We start from the raw sequence: 16,284 nt of genomic DNA on the forward strand, positions 1-16,284 counted from the left end.
CGCGTGGCCAGCGCCATGGCCACCCAGAAGATCTACAAGCGCACCTATTTCTCCACGCCCAGCACGAAGACCCACGAGAGCCACGCTTTCTGGTCAGGCGAGGAATGGAACAAGGGCCGCGCCAAGGGCGATCAGCGCGAATTCGACATCAGCCACCGGCACCTGCGCGATGGCGCGAACAGGCCCGATGGCACCTGGCAGCAGAGCGTTACCATCCACGATGCCGTGGCGCGCGGCCTGGGCAAGCTGGTCGACGTCGAGGAACTGCGCACCGAGTATTCCGAGGAGGAATTCCGCAACCTCTTCGAATGCGAGGACGTTGACGACAGCGAGAGCAGCTTCCCCTGGGCGCGCCTGGCACCGGCCCGCGTGGACAGTTTCATGCGCTGGCGCGACTTCAAGCCCGCGCTGATCGATGTGCCCGGCGGCCGCCCATTCGGCGAAAAGCCGGTGTGGGTGGGGTACGACCCCAACAAGCAGGGCCGCGACGATGCCGCACTGGCGGTTCTGGCGGTGCCGGACGAGCCGGGCAAGGGCAAGTTCCGCGTGCTCGAGAAGTTCCGCCTCAACGGCCTTGATTACCAGGGCCAGGCCGACTTCATCGAACAGGTGGCCGCCCGCTACAACGTGACCGATATCTCGATCGACACCACCGGCCATGGCGGCGCGGTTTGGGAACTGGTGCGCAAGTGGTTCCCCCAGGTGCGCAAGATCGAATACTCGGTGTCCAGCAAGACGGCCCTGGTGCTGAAGGGCCAGAACATTTTCCGCGCCCAGCGCATCGAGTTCGACGCCGGTTGGACCGATGTGCTGCAGGCCTTCATGGCGATCCGCCCGGCGCTGACCGGCAGCCAGAAGGGCGTGACCTACATCGCCCACCGCAACGGCAAGATCGGCCACGCCGATATCGCCTGGGCAATTCTCAACGCGCTTTCCAACGAACCGATGGACGCCGGCACCGCCCACCAGGGCGGCGGTGGCCGCGTAGTTTTTTCCGATTGATCCGGGCCAGCAGAAGGAACCCGACATGGCAGACCAGCAAGTCATCCCCGCACCGGCATCTCAGGGGGGAATGGTATTCACCTTTGGCGATCCCGAGAGCGTGCTCGATCGGCGCGAGCTCTCCAGCTATTTCGAGGTTTGGCACAACAACCGCTGGTACGAGCCGCCGCTGCCGATGGACACGCTGGCGCGCAGCTTCAACATGAGCCCGCACCATCGCAGCGCCATCGCGCTGAAGGTCAACCTGCTGGTGGCGCACATGCAGCCGAGCCGTTGGCTGGGTGCCGACGACTTCGAGCGCTTCGCCAATGACTTCATGCAGATGGGCAACGGCTATCTTGAGCGGGTGCCGAACATGGCCGGCGGCATGGCCCGCGCCCAGGTGGCGCTGGCCCGACACACCCGGCGCGGTACCAAGGATGGCGCGTACTGGTGGGTCACCGGGCCGATGGGATCGAGCGACCACGAATTCGCAAATGGCAGCATCTACCACCTGCAGCAGCCCGACGTGGCGCAGGAGATCTATGGCCTGCCCGAATGGCTTTCCGCGCTGCAGAGCGGCCTGCTCAACGAGAACGCCACGCTGTTCCGCCGCCGGTATTACCTCAATGGCGCCCACGCGGGCTTCATCCTCTACATGAGTGAGGCGCTGGCCGACAATGAGACCAGCGAGAAGATCGAGCAGCGCCTGAAACAGGCAAAGGGTGTCGGCAACTTCAAGAACATGTTCGTCCACATCCCCGGCGGGAAGAAGGACGGCATCCAGCTGCTGCCGATCGGCGAGGTGGCGGCCAAGGACGAGTTCTCCAGCGTGAAGAACATCAGCCGCGATGACCTGCTGGCCGCGCACCGCGTGCCGCCGCAGCTGATCGGCATCATTCCCCAGAACAACGGCGGCTTCGGCAGCGTGGGCGAGGCCCGCGACAACTTCGTCGAGATCGAGATCGTGCCGCTGGCCCGGCGCATGCTGCGCATGAACGAGTGGTTCGGAATCCAGGTGCTGACCTTCCGCAACTACGTCTGTTCAAACGGGGACGAGGTGGAGTTCGAGACCGGGCGGCGGGTGCCGGCCGGGGCTGGCGCGCGGCGCTGACAGGTTACCACGCCGAGAGGCGGGGGATGGGGCGCGCCAACGCCCCAATCCGACGAAGCTAGATCGTCATGTCCCAATCGGTCCCGCCTTGGGGCCATCCCGCCTGCCGACTCGGCAGCGGAACATTTATGGAACAAACATGACAGAGTCGAATCCTGATTTCACCCGCGAGCCGGTCTCTCCGGTGCGCCCGGCGGCCGGCTACATCGGTGGCAAGCGGATGCTGGCCAAGCGCCTGGTGGCGCTGATCGAGACCGTACCGCACGCGGCCTATTGTGAGGTCTTCGTCGGCATGGGCGGGGTGTTCTTCCGCCGCGTCTCGCGCCCCAAGAGCGAAACCATCAACGACTGGTCGCAGGATGTGGCCACCTTTTTCCGCGTGCTGCAGCACCACTACGTGGCTTTCCTGGACATGCTGCGCTTCCAGGTAACGGGCCGGGCCAACTTCGAGCTGCTGGTGCGGCAGGACCCGTCCACGCTGACGGACCTGCAGCGATCGGCGCGGTTTCTCTATCTGCAGCGCCTCACGTTCGGTGGGAAGGTGGCCCAGCGCGGCTATGGCGTCGACTATATCGCGCCGGCACGGTTCGACGTGACCAAGCTGGGTCCGGTGCTGGAGGCGATCCACGAGCGGCTTGCACCGGTGAAGATCGAGCGGCTGCCCTGGAGCGAGTTCATCGCCCGCTATGACCGGCCCGGCACGCTGTTCTACCTCGATCCGCCGTACTACGGCTGCGAGGGTGACTATGGCCGTGAGCTGTTCGATCGCGACCAGTTCGCCCTTATGGCCGAGCAGCTGGCGGGCCTGAAAGGCCGGTTCATCCTGTCGATCAACGATCATCCCGAGGTGCGCCGGATCTTCGCCGGCTTCGACCACCAGGAGGAGGACGTGCGCTACACCCTGGGCGGGATGGACAAGAGCCGCGAGTTCGGTGAGCTGGTGATCACGGGCGGGGGCTGATGCTCCCGCCGGTTTGACCATTTGTTCTCATCCTGTTCTTACGTGTGGGTGAGCACCAAGCGATTCGAATCACTGACCGCCTTGACCCGTGAGGGCCTGCTGCTTCGCGTAGAATGCCGCTGCGGCCGGGTTGTGCTGCTCGACCCGGCCAAGCTTCTGGACCGTAGCCTCGCTGCTGGTGGAGGCCACCTGATCAGCAAGGTCGCATCGCGCCTGCGCTGCGGCGACTGCGGTGCCCGACCATCCCATTTCGGCCCCGGCTGACCCACGGCGCCATTTTGGCGCACGCCCTGCCTCTACCCGGCGCGCCGCGCTCGCCCCCACGCCACGCCCTCGGCTTCTTGATGCCCCATTGTGCATCCTGATGAGATGCCGTGCGCCGCCGGGGAGGGGGGTATATGCGGCAAAGGAGTTACATTGGTTACATGCCCCCTCGAACCATTCCTAACAATCTGAATTATAATGATAAAGCATGTCACCTTCTTGAGGTTACATGAAGTGATTTTTCTAGGCCATTTTTGTTACATCATTGATTTTATGGAAGAATTATCTTTGAGAATATCACAGTCTAGACAGGTAATCTGGTAACAAGAATATCACTAAAATATCACTTCATAAGCTATTGAATTTAAACAAATGTCACCTTTGTAACTCACTTGCCACGCACACCCCCGACTTGAGCGAAGGCCAACGCAAAACTGCGAAAAACGTCGTTAGAACGCAGTGAGGCGCCCGAGGCGATGCCGGGGCTACAGGGGAGTGCGACAATGTGCGAAGTAACATGTCCCAGGCTGGCTGAGAGGATGGCCGGTGATCGGCGGTCGACGCCCCCCGGACGATCAGCTAAAGCGACAGGCCAGTTTGGAGGTGCTGATGGGCCGGCAATTGCTTCTCTATGACCTTCGATAAGGGCCTTCGCATCCGAGTTGAGCGCCTGTTGGCCGGCGCGCACCATGCGCGGGATCTCGACGAGCTTTTCCTCGCATTGCGGCAGCGATCTTTCGGCGCGAAGTTGGTCCGAGAAATAGGTGATTTCTCTGCACACCGCCAAGAGCGTGATCAGGGAATTGCCTGCAAGAGTATCCAAAATTTCGCATTACTAATGGGGTTTTCGTGGCGTCGCGACACTGCTCGTCGCGAGGGCCTTCCAATCCCAGGCGATATTGACGACTTCCTTTCGACCTCACTGGCTGCGCTCGAAATGGATCATGATGATAACTTGAGAGCGACACTCCGGATGCCGAGAGGGCAGGTGGTAAAGCTTCTCCGTTCGGCACATCGAAAGATAGTCGATGTACGTGACGGGCAGCCGGTATTTTCCGAAGAACTTTCTCCCAAGGAACGCGCGGTGTGCGACCGGTATTTCTTTGCCGTGCCTCTCCAATGGGCCTTCGATGAGGATAATCTGGTTGGGGATCTGGCAACATGCCTCGTGAAAAATCGTCTAATTTGCGATGAAGAATTAGAGATCCTCAAAACGCGCGGTCAGGAGATTGCGGTTTTTGCGATGGATAGGATGCACCTGTCCTCTGTTCCTCTACCAGGAGGTACTGTTGCAACACTTCATATCGGACGAGAATGGGCTGACGGGGACGAGAACCTCAGCATTAACGCTCACATCCCGGTGGACATCGGTCGGCCGAACGTGTTCCTCATGACGCTCCTGTTCAAGACGAGATGTCGCGTCGAGCATTGGCTTGAGCCGCGGGAATTCGCCGAAGCATTGCAACCGGCAAGCGGGATTATCGAACCTGTTGAAATCAACGCCGCTGGTAAGCTGCAAGTGCTCGTTTAGGGTCTCAGCCCCAACAGCTCCTCCCCAACCCGCAATGCCTCCCGCTCATCGCCGGGCGCAAATCCTAGCAGTCGACGGACCGGATTGCGGTTGTTTTTTACGCCGCCCGTCGGCCGCTTGGCCGACTTTGCCCTCGTCACCGATCTGGTTTTGGGCAGCGATCCGCTGGCTGCCGGTGGCGATGATCTCGACGCGGTCCGGCTGTGCGTCGATGCCTGGGCGACAAGCGAGTGCGCTAGTGTGCGAAGCTAGGCGCCGATACGGATTGTTCGCCAACAACCAAATCCAACCGGCGCAACCAGCGTTAGAGGTCTGCTTTTGGCATCGTGCAGCCGAAAAGCTGCCAGTCAGCAAGCGACCCCATTGCGGACGTTCCCGCTTAGACTATGCTAGACCCATAATGGGTAAGGATCGAAAATCTCCGCAAGAGAAGAAGGCTCTAAGCCTTAAGCGAGACCGCCGTAATACTTTTGGCGAGAGCCCGCATGCCGCTCGCAAATCCATTCCCCTTCGTAAGGCAAAAGAAAATCGCCGGGTTCGGCACGAGAATAATCAGGCGCTCGCTAACGTGGAGCAACTGGATGCTGCTGCGTTAGAACTTGTTGAAAGCTCCGTCAGACACAATACCGCCCGGCTCGGCGGATGGGCAAAATCGCCCGATGAGCCTTTAGCTGCCGTCATTGAGCGCAAGGTAGCGAGGCGAAATCGGAATGAGGGACGAAAAGTCCGCAATCGCATTGCGCATTCTGACGTCAGCTAACCACCCCCATTTCAGACGTTGGCAGGCACCGCAGTAGATCCCCAAAAGCTGCCGGAATCCGTTCCGCACTGGGCTTGAAGCCTAGGCGAAAGGCAGCGGAAAGGATTTGAGCAAAAATTGCGGAAAATCGGCCTAAGTCCTGGGCTGGCTAGTGATTTGCAGTCCTCTGCGTAACCACTCCGCCATCGGGCCGGAAGGCGCGCACCTAGCGAATGGGCCTTGCGCTGGCAAGAGGCGCTGGCAGGCGAGCCGCATATCGTTTCCGGGGACCTTGCATTGTGTCACCGCTCCGCGCATTCGGACATAATCAACGGGAGAACATCCGCCGATGATTCACGCGGTCGGTTATCGCCTTCCCCGGCGAATGCATGGAGGAGAATCGAGCGGCGCTGCCATAGTGGCCGGGTGGATCCCGATCTGGAAGGCTGACAAGTGAGCGACAATACCGACAACACGGGCGTGAAGATGGCTCGCGTTGAGGGCCACAGCGAGGAGCGGTTCCTGGGCTCCGACGTGTTCGAGAGCAACCAGCGCAACCTGCCGCCCCCCAACGGAGCGGGCACGGTGCGCGAGGAAGCGCGCGACATCGCCATCTATCACGAATGCGACGTGGCGGTGATCGGTGGCGGCCCGGCGGGCTGCGCGGCGGCGTGGGCGGCGGCGAAGGCGGGCGCGCGGGTGACGCTGGTGGAGCGCTACAACTGCCTGGGCGGGCTTTCCACGGGCGGCCTGGTGATGTGGATCGACCGCATGACCGACTGGCACGGCAACCACGTGATCCAGGGCTTTGCCCGCCATTTCATCGAGCGGATGCCGGCCGATGCCGTGGCCGGCCCGCCAAAGGCCGACTGGGGCAGCCAGGACCTCGACAAGTTCGCCTATTGGAGGAACCGCACCACCGCCTTCCACGGCATCGTCCAGTGGGCGCCCACGATCGATCCGGAGCGGATGAAGCTCAACAACCAGGAGATGTTGCTGGAAGTGGGCGTGCGGATCGTTTTCCACGCCTGGGCCGCGCGGCCGCTGGTGGAGCACGGTGCGGCGAAGGGGGTGATTTTCGAAAGCAAGATGGGCCGCCACGCGCTGCTGGCCAAGGTTGTGGTCGATACCACCGGCGATGGTGACATGTTCGCCCGCGCCGGGGCCGCCTTCGATACCGATATCGAAGAAGGCGACGTCCACCATTCGATGAACACCGGCTGGGTGCTGGGCGGAGTCAACATGGACCGCTGGATCGACTGGAAGACGCAGCATCCCGAGCAGCTTGCCCAGTTCATGGAGCGCGGGCGCGAGGAGCTGGGCTATTTCCAGACGCCCTATGTTTCCTGGCGACCGGACATCGCCCTGTTCCTGGGGCCGCGCCAGTCGGGCCTCTCGGCGCTGCAGGTGGACGACATGACCGAGGTGGAAATCCGCAGCCACCGGCTGATGGAAGGCCACTGCCAGTTCTTCCGCAAGCACGCACCGGGCTTCGAGCACGTCTACAGCCTGCAAAGCGCGCAGCAGCTTGGCGTGCGGCACACCCGGCGGCTCGCGGGCCTTGCCCGGATCGAGCGCAAGGACTGGCCGCTGGGCGTGCCCCGTGCAGACGAAGTGGGCGTATCCCCCAGCATCAGCCCCAAGTTCCCGGTGATCAGCGTGCCCTATGGTTCGCTGGTGCCCCGCCAGCTTGACGGCCTGCTGGTCGGCGGGCGGCACATCAGTTGCGATCCCAGCAGCCACGGCTTCATGCGCGAAATCCCGCAGTGCTGGCTGACCGGCCACGCGGCGGGGGTGGGCGCGGCGCTGGCCGTCAATGCCGGCATCCAGCCGCGCGCCGTGAAGGTGGCGGATATCCGCAAGGTGCTGCGCGAACAGGGCGCGCACCTTTCCGACGATGCGGTAGTGGCGGACGCTGGCCAGCCCGAGCAGGTCCCGGCGGAGTAGTGCCCCATCCCGCCAGCATGGACCCGGCGCGCGCGGCCCTGTTGGTGCTGTCGGCGGCGATCAGCGTCAACCTGGGCGCGGCGCTGGGCAAGAGCCTTTTCGGCACCGTGGTGCAGAGGGCATGGCGGCGCTGCGGACCGGCTTTGCCGCGCTGGGCCTGTGGCTGCTGGTGCGGCCGTGGCGCGGTGAGCCGGTGCCGCGCGCGCGGCTGGGCTGGCTGGCGGCCTATGGCCTGACGATGGGATTGATGAACCTGACGGTGTACTGGGCCATCGCCCGCATTCCGCTGGGCCTGGCCGTGGCGATCGAGATTGCCGGGCCGCTGCTGCTGGTCCTGTCGCTTTCACGCCGCAAAACCGACTTCCTGTGGCTGGCCCTGGCCGTGGCCGGGTTGTCGCTGCTGGTGCCCTGGCCGGGGGCGGCAGAGCGGCTCGATCCGCTGGGGCTGGCCTTTGCCGTGGCCGCCGGCACCTGCTGGGCGGGCTATATCGTGCTGGGCAAGCGCGTATCGGGCCTGGGCGGGGCGCGCAGCGTGGCGATCGGGGTGGTCTTTGCCTGCCTTGTGACGCTGCCTTTCGGAATCGGTCATGCGGGTAGCGCCCTGCTGGACCCGCAGGTGCTGGCCTGGGGGGCGGGCGTGGCGCTGCTGTCCAGCATGGTGCCCTATGTGCTGGAGATGAAGGCGCTGGCACACCTGTCCGCCAAGACCTTCGGCCTGATTACCAGCAGTGCTCCGGCCGTGGCGGCGCTGGCCGGCTTCGTGGTACTGGGTGAGCGGCTGACGGGCACGCAATGGCTCGCGGTTGCCCTGATGATCGGGGCCAGCGCGGGTTGCGCGCTGACCGCGCGGTCTCCGGTGCCGCCAGCGCCCGACGCGCCCCTGCTATGACGACTTCTGATATGACAAGGGTGCGGAAAGCCCGTGGCCTTCCGCACCCTTGCGCGTGATTGCAGGCGATGCGCGGTTACGCGTTCGCGAGGTTTACGGCCGAGGTCTTGCCGCGCTGGTCCTGTTCCAGGTCGTACGAGACGCGCTGGTCCTTATCCAGCGTGCCCATACCGGCGCGTTCCACGGCCGAAATGTGCACGAAGGCATCATTGCCGCCGCCTTCCGGCGCGATGAAGCCATAGCCCTTGTCAGGGTTGAAGAATTTTACGGTTCCGATGGTCATAACGGGTATCCTTTGTCCGTTGTTTGACGGGCATGCGCCAACAGCGGCACATCCCGGCTTTGTGAGGCTAGAAAGGGACAAGGAGGAGGTTTGAGGCTACCCGATATCCGTCGCATGCGACGTAAGCCTGACTGATATGGGTTGCGGGTCTGCCGTTTACAATGGCCGCGGCGGATTATCGCGCTGCGGCCGCCGTGCCAGTGTAGCGCGGTAGGCAATGCGGCGGGCCTAGCGTTCCGCCCCGTCCACCGCGAACAGGCCCAGCTGTGCCGCCTCGCCGGCAGGACCGGCAAAGGGGCCGCCCAGATGCTGCCACTCGCCATCCACGGGGGCATGGGCGAAGCGCAACAGCCCGCCGCGCCGTTCCACCCACAGGCGGATTGTCCCGTCATGCCAGCCGGAAACCGCGATGGTCTCCAGCAGGCGGCCATGCGCGTCGATCCCGCCTGGCACGTGCTGGCGCACGGCCAGCAGCAGGGCAGGTGTGATCTGTTCCAGTTGCAGGCTGATCCAGCCGCCGTTCGTGCCGCGCAGGGCAATTCCCGCCACGTCGCCATCGGCCAGGTTGCGATAGGCAAGGGTGGTCTCCAGCATGAAGTCACCGGCGGGAACGAGAATGCCGGAAAAGGCGGCCTGGCTGGCAGAAAGGCCGGTGCGATTGCCCGCCACCTGCGAAGGGGCGGGAAGCGCTGCCAAGGACCAGCCCGCCACGCTCGCCTCGGGCGGGCGGTGCTCCTGCGCGGCCGCAGGCACCACCAGCAGCAGGCCGGCCAGAACCAGCCCTCTCATGGCAGCGACAAGATGCCGCGCGCCGTCTGCTCGACTGGCAGGATCGCCCCGTCCGGCCCGAAGCGCAGCCGCTCCACCGCCACGGCGCGGCGGCCCAGTCCGCCCGGCTGGTCGCCCACATCCAGCGTGCCCACGTGATAGAACAGGTACCATTCGCCTTGGAACTCGACCACGCCGGGGTGGATGGTGAAGCTGTTGGCCGCCGCTCCGGTGATCTGGCCGCGCCAGGTCCACGGGCCGGTGATGGCGAGCGCGGTGGCATAGGAGATCCGCTCGTCCGGGTGGATCGCCTTGTCCATGCTGGCATAGGCCAGGTAGTATGTGCCCTGCCGCTCGAAGATCCACGGCCCCTCCTCGAAATCGGGCAGCTCGATGGTGCGGATCGGGCCGGCGAGATGGGTCATGTCGGTGGCCAGCGGGGCCATCTTCAGCTCGGCATTGCCCCAGAACAGCCAGGTCGTGCCGTCAGCCTCGGTCCACACGGTGGGATCGATATCGTCCCAGCTATGCGGACCCTGCGTATCCTCGTTGCGGATCAGTGCGCTGCCGCGCGCGTCCGTGAACGGCCCCAGCGGATTGTCCGCCATGGCCACGCCTACTGCCTTGCCGCTGCTGCCTTGCGCCGGATCGTGCTCCACCGTGGTGTAGAACCAGAAGCGGCCGTCCTTCTCGATAACCTGGCTGGCCCAGGCATCGCGCGCGGCCCAGGCAAAGTCTGTCGGGCGCATCACCGGGCCGTGATAGGTCCAGGTGCGCATGTCTGTGGTGGAATAGGCCAGCCACTGGGTGATGTTGAACATCTGGTCCCCGCGCGCCTCGTCATGCCCGACGTAGAGATACAGCCGGCCCCCCACCACCAGTGGGGCCGGATCGGCGGTGTGCCGGTCGCGGATCAGCGGGTTGCCGGCATAGGTGAAGGTGTCTCCCGGCTGGGTGAGCATAACCGCCGGCGGCGCGGCGGGCGCGCAGGCGGCCAGGGCGGCGAGCAGCACAGGGACGAAGCGGAGTGGTAGCGTTACCATGCCGCGAACCTTAACTCCGACAATTGCCAGCGCAAGCACCCTTGTCGGGTCAGGCCTATTCGGCGGGTTGCGCCGCCTGGGCCTGCGCCCGGTCTGCCTCCAGCCTTTTCGCGAACACCGCCAGCGCCATCAGGCCCAGCACCACGCCCAGCAGGCACAGGCCGGTGAGCAGGTAGCCATCCAGCACTGCCTGCTTGCTGCCCAGGAACCAGGCGGCACCGATGTTGGGCGCGGCCACGGCGGCGAACTTGGCCATGAAGCTGGCCCAGCCGCCACCGGTGGCGCGCACGGCGCTGGGGTAGTAGATGCTGGTGATGGAAATGACCGCAGCGTGACCAGCGCCGATGGTGATCGCGCCGATCAGGATCACCGGCACGAACAGCGGGCCTGACAGCAGGATGCCCGATCCGATCAGGATGGCCAGCGGAATGCCCAGTAGCGGGGCGGCGGCGATCCACGCGGGCCCGCGCTTCTCGGTGAACACCAGCAGTAGCACGCCCATTATCGCCCCCGCGATGCCGCCGATGGACGACAGGTTGTTGGCCATTTCCCGGGCAAAGCCCAGTTCCACCAGGAACAGCACGCCGAACGCGCTCTTCAGGTAGATCGCAAAGCTGGAGCAGAAGTAGGTAATCCAGATCAGCGGGGTGATCCACACCAGCCAGCCGCGGAACAGCTCCACCAGCTTGGCCAGCGGATCCTGCTTGTCGCCGGTCTTGCCCTCGTCCGACAGCGTGAAGGTGGAGTAGGCGCCGAGATCGGCCTGCGGGTCGAACCGCTTGAGCAGGGGCACCACGCGCTCCGCCGGCTTGCCCTTGGCCACCAGCCAGCGGGCGCTTTCGGGCATGGTGAACACCAGCAGCAGCGCCAGCAGGCCCGTGGCCGCGCCGCAGACGAAGAACACCATGTGCCAGCTCGGCCCCGGCAGGAAGGCGGGCATGGCACCCGCGGCGTGCCAGGCGGCATAGGGATAGTCGGGTGAGGCGAAGAAGTTGGTCACCTGCCCCGCTGCCGCGCCGCCAACCGAGAAGCCGAGCATGATGATCGTTACCGCGCGGGCCTTTGACCCCTTGGGCATCGATTCGATGTTGATCGACCAGGCGGGCGCCAGCAGCCCGCCGATGGCCAGGCCGCCCAGGAAGCGCAGCACGATCAGCGGCCACGGCCCGTCGGCAAAGCCGGTGACGAAGGTGAGCAGGGCGGACAGCAGCGTGCACCAGATGATCACCGGCCGCCGCCCCACGATGTCGGCGAAATAGCTGCCCGCCAGCGAGCCCACCATCTGCCCCAGGAAGGCGGCCGAACTGACCAGCCCGATCATCGTCGAATCGAGCGCCATCTCTTCCTGCAGGTAGGGCAGGGTGAAGGTGACGAGCGAGAAATCCAGCCCGTCGAAGAAGGTCACCAGGCAGGACACCGCCAGCAGGTAGTAATGGAACGGCGTCATGCCGCGCTGTTCTAGGAACTGCGCAACGTCGAGCCTGCTGCCCGCACTGGTGGCCATTGGTGATCCTCTCTCCCCGAACCGGGAGCTGAGGATAGAGGGCCGGGCCTGCCTAGGCTAGCGGCGAAATTGTGCCAATTCGTCGCGTCGGTCGCTCTCCAGGGGAAAGGGGGTGGCGGGATCGGGCCAGTCGAGCGCCAGCAGGTAGCGATCCAGCTTGTCGCGCTCGCTTCCCGGCTTGCGCGGGAACATGAAGGGCAGGTCGGCGGTCAGGCGATAGCCGCCCTGCGGCACGGTCTCGACCAGCTCGGCGCAGCCGGCTGCCGCCAGCTTGGCGCGCAGGCGCGAGACGTGCACCTCCACGCTGTTGGTGGGCGGCACGTGCGCCATGCGCCACACGTCCTCCAGCAGTTGCCGCCGCGTGACCGGCTCGCCGGGGGTATCGGCCAGCCGCCACAGCACGCCGAACTCGCGCGGGTGCAGGTGCAACCAGGTGGAGCCCTTGCGGGCATCGCGGTGGAACAGGTCCAGCGTCAGCGGGCCCAGGTCGCGCCAGCGCGGCAGCAGGCCGAACATCTCGTCCACCCTGGCCGCGCGCAGCGCCAGTTCGCGCAAGGTTGTGGCCGCGCCCAGCGCTTCGGCACAGCCCAGCGAGAGCAGCGCCGCCCGCTCGGCCGGTTCCTCCACCCCCAGCAGGATCAACCGCCAGGCGGGCTTGTCGGCCTCGGCCAGGCCGCGGCGCTGCTCCGGCGTCAGGGCGCGGGTATCGCAGACCAGGACGTGACGGCAATCGCAGCGGCTGCCCTGGTGGCCATGGCACAGGGTCCAGCCGGCCCGGCGCATGTCCCAGCGGTCGGGAGGCGCGGCTGTCGCGGCGATCCAGCCAAAGATCATTGCCCTTCATGCCCCTCCGTGCGCCTCCTCAAGGCACAGGTCGCGGCCGCCTTGGCAACTAGGGGCTAACCCCCGGTTGCCCGGCTTCGGTGCAGCGGGCCGCCCTGCGGCGGCGGTCTACTGACCCCGTTCCTGCGCCGTCCGAACCCCTCCTTCAGGCGGCGGTGGAATTGACCCCCATGCTTTGCAGGTAGCGTTTGATGTTGCGCGCGGCCTGGCGCAGCCGCTGTTCGTTCTCGACCATGGCGATGCGGACATAGCCCTCGCCATCCTCGCCATAGCCCACGCCCGGCGCAACGGCCACTTCGGCGTGGGTCAGAAGCTGCTTGGAAAACTCCAGGCTGCCCATTTCCTTCAGCGAAGGCGGCAGCGGAGCCCAGGCGAACATCGAGGCGGGCGGGGCGGGGATGTCCCACCCGGCGCGGCCGAAAGCCTCCACCATCACGTCACGCCGCTTGTGATAGAGCTGGCGGTTGCTTTCCACGATGTCCTGCGGGCCGTTGATCGCGGCCACGGCGGCGGCCTGCATCGGCGTGAAAGCGCCATAGTCGATATAGCTCTTCACCCGCGTCAGCGCGGAAATCAGCGTCTGGTTGCCCACGGCAAAGCCGATGCGCCAGCCGGCCATCGAATAGGTCTTGGACAGGCTGGTGAATTCCACCGCCACGTCCTTGGCGCCCTTAACCTGCAGGATCGAAGGAGTGGGCTTGCCGTTATAGTAGAGTTCCGAATAGGCGAGGTCCGACAGCACCCACACCTTGTGGAAGCGGGCCCAGTCCACCAGCTTTTCGTAGAATTCCAGGTCCACCACCTCGGCCGTGGGATTGCTGGGATAGTTGACCACCAGGATCGTCGGGCGCGGAACAGTGAAGTTCATCGCCTTTTCCAGCTCCGCCCAATAGCGGTCGTCCGCCGTGGTCGGCACGTTGCGGATGCTGGCCCCGGCGATGATGAAGCCGAAGGTGTGGATCGGGTAGCTGGGATTGGGGGCCAGGATCGTGTCACCCGGCGCGGTGATCGCGGTGGCCAGGCTGGCAAGACCTTCCTTGGAGCCAAGGGTCACGACCACTTCCCGTTCCGGGTCCACCTCCACGCCCCAGCGGCGCTGGTAGTAATTGGCCTGGGCGCGGCGCAGGCCGGGGATGCCCTTGGATTGCGAATAGCCGTGGGCGCCCGGATCGCGCGCCACTTCGCACAGCTTCTCGATCACGTGCGGCGGGGGCGGCAGGTCCGGATTGCCCATGCCAAGGTCGATGATATCGCGTCCTTCCGCACGGGCGGCGGCCCGCATCGCGTTCACTTCGGCGATGACATAGGGCGGCAGGCGCTTGATGCGGTAGAATTCGGTATCCATGATCACTTTCGTTTCTTGGGTTTTACGGGCAGTTTCGCGCCGGTTGCGCCGGGCCGATGTGAACCAATCCGCCGCTTTGCGCAACGCATGGTGCGATAAAGCCCGCTCTGGTGTCTCCCAAATCACATATTGGCCGCTATGGTGGATGCCATGACTGAGACAGACGGGGCATCTGGCGACCAGCCGGCCGACATCTTCACCGAGCTGCTGCGGCTGCAGGGCGAGGCGGCGCGGCAGGTGATGCAGGCCTTTGCGCCCGATGCGGTGAAGGCCCTGCCCAGCGAGCAGGATGCCGAGGCGCTGGGGGCCAGCATCTTGGCGCTGCAGGACAACTGGTTGAAGCTGTGGTCGCTGCCGCCGGCGCAGGCGGATGGCGGCGAGGCGCTGGCCCCGCTGATGGCCGATCCGGCCCAGTGGCTGGAGGTGATGCAGGCGCAGATGCAGGGGCTCTATGCCCGGATGCCCGCGCTCGATCCGCTGGCTCAGCAGGAAATATGGCAGGAATGGGCGGCGCTGTGGCAGCAGATCGCCGGCCAGTTCAATGCCGCTGGCGAGGATGCTCCGGCCACTCCCGCCCTGCCGCGGAAGGACCGCCGCTTCGCCGATCCGGCTTGGCAGCAGCAGCCGGTGTTTGCCCTGATCCACCAGACCTACCTGCTGCTCGCCGAGAAGGTGGGCGAAGCGGTCGATACGCTGAGCGGCGTGACCGAGGCCGAGCGCGAGCAGTTGCGCTTTGCCACCCGCAGCGTGATGGACGCGATGAGCCCGGCCAACTTTCCGTTGATGAACCCGGTGGTGCTGGAACGCACGATCGCCACCCAGGGCGAGAACCTGGTCAAGGGCATGGAACGGCTGGCGCACGACCTGGAAGCCGGGCAACTGACCCATGCCGATGCCAGCCGCTTCGTGCTGGGCGAGAACGTGGCCGCCACCCCGGGGCAGGTGATCCACCGTGATCCGCTGTACGAGGTGATCCAGTATTCCCCCGCGACGGAGCAGGTGCTGGCGGTGCCGCTGGTCATCTTTCCGCCGTGGATCAACCGGTTCTACATCCTCGACCTGAACCCGGCCAAGAGCTTCGTGCGCTGGGCGGTGGAGCAGGGCATCACCGTGGTCCTGGTCAGCTGGAAATCGGCCGATGCCAGCATGGCCGATGTGACCATGGACGATTACGCGCGCGCCCAGATCGCCGTGATCGACCTGGTGCGCGAGCGGCTGCAGGTGCCTGCCGTCCACACGCTGGGCTATTGCGTGGCCGGAACCACGCTGGCGGCCACCCTGGCCGTGCTGGCGCGGCGCGGGCAGGCGGACAAGGTGGCCAGCGTCACCTTCCTGACCGCGCAGGTGGACTTCGAGCACGCGGGCGACCTGAAGCTGTTCACCGAGGATACCGGGCTGGAACTGGTGAAGGCCGCCAGCACCGATGGCTACCTTGACGGGCGCTACATGGCGGCCACGTTCAACCTGTTGCGCGGCACGGACCTGATCTGGAACACCGTGGTCAACCACTACCTGCTGGGGCAGGACTATCCGGCTTTCGACCTGTTGTTCTGGAACGGCGACGTTACCAACCTGCCGGCGCGCTGGCACCGGCAGTATCTCGACACCTGCTATCGCCGCAACGCGCTGGTGGTGCCCGATGCGGTGACGCTGGACGGGACGGCTGTGGACCTGGGGCTGGTGGAAGTGCCCGCCTATGTCCAGGCGGGGCGCGAGGACCATATTGCCCCGCCCGAAAGCGTGCTGCGCCTGCCGCAGGTCCTGTCAGGCCCGGTGCGTTTCGTGCTGGCGGGCAGCGGGCACATCGCCGGGGTGGTCAACCCGCCGTCTTCGGGCAAGTATCAGTACTGGACCGGGCCGCAGCCCAGCCATGACGGCGTGGCCACGGTCGCCGATTTCGTGGCTGCCGCCACCGAGCACCCGGGAAGCTGGTGGCCGGACTGGCACGGCTGGCTGCAGGCGCTGGCTCCGGATACCGTGTCCGCCACCGGCCGCCGCAAGCCCGGCGGCAAGGGCAACCCGGCGCTGGAGCCGGCTCCGGGAAGCTACGTCCGACTGCGCTGATGCGGCTT

16 protein-coding genes are annotated in these 16,284 nt (G+C 65.3%); 10 read left to right on the plus strand and 6 right to left on the minus strand.

Annotation, left to right across the window (positions count from 1 at the left end):
- From GRI99_RS16170 to GRI99_RS16205, 9 genes are all read left to right on the plus strand, one after another.
- A partial coding sequence (locus GRI99_RS16170; protein WP_202393152.1) for a phage terminase large subunit family protein occupies nucleotides 1-1,002 on the plus strand: 1,002 nt, incomplete at its 5' end.
- Nucleotides 1,003-1,027: 25 nt separating this feature from the next.
- Nucleotides 1,028-2,095: a phage portal protein gene (locus GRI99_RS16175; protein ID WP_160773111.1), complete on the plus strand. Its 1,068-nt coding sequence runs from the start codon at nucleotides 1,028-1,030 to the stop codon at nucleotides 2,093-2,095.
- Between the two features lie 139 nt (nucleotides 2,096-2,234).
- Complete coding sequence (locus GRI99_RS16180; RefSeq protein ID WP_160773112.1) at nucleotides 2,235-3,056, plus strand: DNA adenine methylase; 822 nt, start codon at nucleotides 2,235-2,237, stop codon at nucleotides 3,054-3,056.
- Nucleotides 3,057-3,104: 48 nt separating this feature from the next.
- Nucleotides 3,105-3,320, plus strand: a complete 216-nt coding sequence (locus tag GRI99_RS16185; protein WP_160773113.1) for a hypothetical protein — start codon at nucleotides 3,105-3,107, stop codon at nucleotides 3,318-3,320.
- 631 nt (nucleotides 3,321-3,951) lie between these two features.
- The gene (locus GRI99_RS16190; RefSeq protein WP_160773114.1) at nucleotides 3,952-4,851 is read left to right on the plus strand and encodes a hypothetical protein; all 900 of its coding nucleotides are present in this window, start codon (nucleotides 3,952-3,954) and stop codon (nucleotides 4,849-4,851) included.
- A gap of 117 nt (nucleotides 4,852-4,968) precedes the next feature.
- Entirely contained in the window at nucleotides 4,969-5,103 is a 135-nt protein-coding gene (locus GRI99_RS18915; protein ID WP_272917424.1) for a hypothetical protein, read from the plus strand.
- Nucleotides 5,104-5,251: 148 nt separating this feature from the next.
- Nucleotides 5,252-5,611 (plus strand): hypothetical protein, encoded by a 360-nt coding sequence (locus tag GRI99_RS16195; protein WP_160773115.1) that lies wholly within the window; start codon nucleotides 5,252-5,254, stop codon nucleotides 5,609-5,611.
- Between the two features lie 432 nt (nucleotides 5,612-6,043).
- A complete protein-coding gene (locus GRI99_RS16200) occupies nucleotides 6,044-7,537 on the plus strand; it encodes an FAD-dependent oxidoreductase (protein ID WP_337192944.1) in 1,494 nt (497 codons plus the stop codon).
- A 121-nt stretch (nucleotides 7,538-7,658) separates the two neighbouring features.
- Nucleotides 7,659-8,426 carry an EamA family transporter gene (locus tag GRI99_RS16205; RefSeq protein ID WP_237438414.1) on the plus strand — a complete coding sequence of 256 codons (768 nt, stop codon included), beginning with the start codon at nucleotides 7,659-7,661 and terminating at the stop codon, nucleotides 8,424-8,426.
- Nucleotides 8,427-8,502: 76 nt separating this feature from the next.
- Here GRI99_RS16205 and GRI99_RS16210 read toward each other — a convergent pair whose 3' ends face one another.
- The 6 genes from GRI99_RS16210 to GRI99_RS16235 form a co-directional block, all read right to left on the minus strand.
- On the minus strand, nucleotides 8,503-8,709 hold the full coding sequence (locus GRI99_RS16210) for a cold-shock protein (protein ID WP_160773116.1): 207 nt from the start codon (nucleotides 8,707-8,709) through the stop codon (nucleotides 8,503-8,505).
- A gap of 228 nt (nucleotides 8,710-8,937) precedes the next feature.
- The gene (locus GRI99_RS16215) at nucleotides 8,938-9,498 is read right to left on the minus strand and encodes a hypothetical protein (protein WP_160773117.1); all 561 of its coding nucleotides are present in this window, start codon (nucleotides 9,496-9,498) and stop codon (nucleotides 8,938-8,940) included.
- Complete coding sequence (locus GRI99_RS16220) at nucleotides 9,495-10,520, minus strand: family 43 glycosylhydrolase (protein ID WP_160773118.1); 1,026 nt, start codon at nucleotides 10,518-10,520, stop codon at nucleotides 9,495-9,497. Before GRI99_RS16220 ends, GRI99_RS16215 begins: the two co-directional genes overlap by 4 nt.
- A gap of 55 nt (nucleotides 10,521-10,575) precedes the next feature.
- Nucleotides 10,576-12,024 (minus strand): MFS transporter, encoded by a 1,449-nt coding sequence (locus tag GRI99_RS16225; protein ID WP_160773119.1) that lies wholly within the window; start codon nucleotides 12,022-12,024, stop codon nucleotides 10,576-10,578.
- Nucleotides 12,025-12,081: 57 nt separating this feature from the next.
- On the minus strand, nucleotides 12,082-12,858 hold the full coding sequence (locus GRI99_RS18800; protein WP_237438415.1) for a winged helix-turn-helix domain-containing protein: 777 nt from the start codon (nucleotides 12,856-12,858) through the stop codon (nucleotides 12,082-12,084).
- A 154-nt stretch (nucleotides 12,859-13,012) separates the two neighbouring features.
- Complete coding sequence (locus tag GRI99_RS16235) at nucleotides 13,013-14,212, minus strand: LL-diaminopimelate aminotransferase (RefSeq protein ID WP_160773120.1); 1,200 nt, start codon at nucleotides 14,210-14,212, stop codon at nucleotides 13,013-13,015.
- A gap of 150 nt (nucleotides 14,213-14,362) precedes the next feature.
- Between GRI99_RS16235 and GRI99_RS16240 the strand changes: the two genes are divergently transcribed.
- Nucleotides 14,363-16,276, plus strand: a complete 1,914-nt coding sequence (locus GRI99_RS16240; RefSeq protein ID WP_160773121.1) for a PHA/PHB synthase family protein — start codon at nucleotides 14,363-14,365, stop codon at nucleotides 16,274-16,276.
- Nucleotides 16,277-16,284 lie beyond the last annotated feature (8 nt).

Source organism: Alteraurantiacibacter buctensis, assembly GCF_009827655.1.
GTDB lineage: Bacteria > Pseudomonadota > Alphaproteobacteria > Sphingomonadales > Sphingomonadaceae > Alteraurantiacibacter > Alteraurantiacibacter buctensis.

Bases quoted from the DNA above. Each gene is read 5' to 3' on its own strand.
- GRI99_RS16175 (WP_160773111.1), top strand. From the start codon at position 1,028: ATGGCAGACCAGCAAGTCATCCCCGCACCGGCATCTCAGGGGGGAATG.
- GRI99_RS16180 (WP_160773112.1), top strand. From the start codon at position 2,235: ATGACAGAGTCGAATCCTGATTTCACCCGCGAGCCGGTCTCTCCGGTG.
- GRI99_RS16190 (WP_160773114.1), top strand. From the start codon at position 3,952: ATGACCTTCGATAAGGGCCTTCGCATCCGAGTTGAGCGCCTGTTGGCC.
- GRI99_RS16195 (WP_160773115.1), top strand. From the start codon at position 5,252: ATGGGTAAGGATCGAAAATCTCCGCAAGAGAAGAAGGCTCTAAGCCTT.
- GRI99_RS16205 (WP_237438414.1), top strand. From the start codon at position 7,659: ATGGCGGCGCTGCGGACCGGCTTTGCCGCGCTGGGCCTGTGGCTGCTG.
- GRI99_RS16210 (WP_160773116.1), bottom strand. From the start codon at position 8,709: ATGACCATCGGAACCGTAAAATTCTTCAACCCTGACAAGGGCTATGGC.
- GRI99_RS16215 (WP_160773117.1), bottom strand. From the start codon at position 9,498: ATGAGAGGGCTGGTTCTGGCCGGCCTGCTGCTGGTGGTGCCTGCGGCC.
- GRI99_RS16220 (WP_160773118.1), bottom strand. From the start codon at position 10,520: ATGGTAACGCTACCACTCCGCTTCGTCCCTGTGCTGCTCGCCGCCCTG.
- GRI99_RS16225 (WP_160773119.1), bottom strand. From the start codon at position 12,024: ATGGCCACCAGTGCGGGCAGCAGGCTCGACGTTGCGCAGTTCCTAGAA.
- GRI99_RS18800 (WP_237438415.1), bottom strand. From the start codon at position 12,858: ATGATCTTTGGCTGGATCGCCGCGACAGCCGCGCCTCCCGACCGCTGG.
- GRI99_RS16235 (WP_160773120.1), bottom strand. From the start codon at position 14,212: ATGGATACCGAATTCTACCGCATCAAGCGCCTGCCGCCCTATGTCATC.
- GRI99_RS16240 (WP_160773121.1), top strand. From the start codon at position 14,363: ATGACTGAGACAGACGGGGCATCTGGCGACCAGCCGGCCGACATCTTC.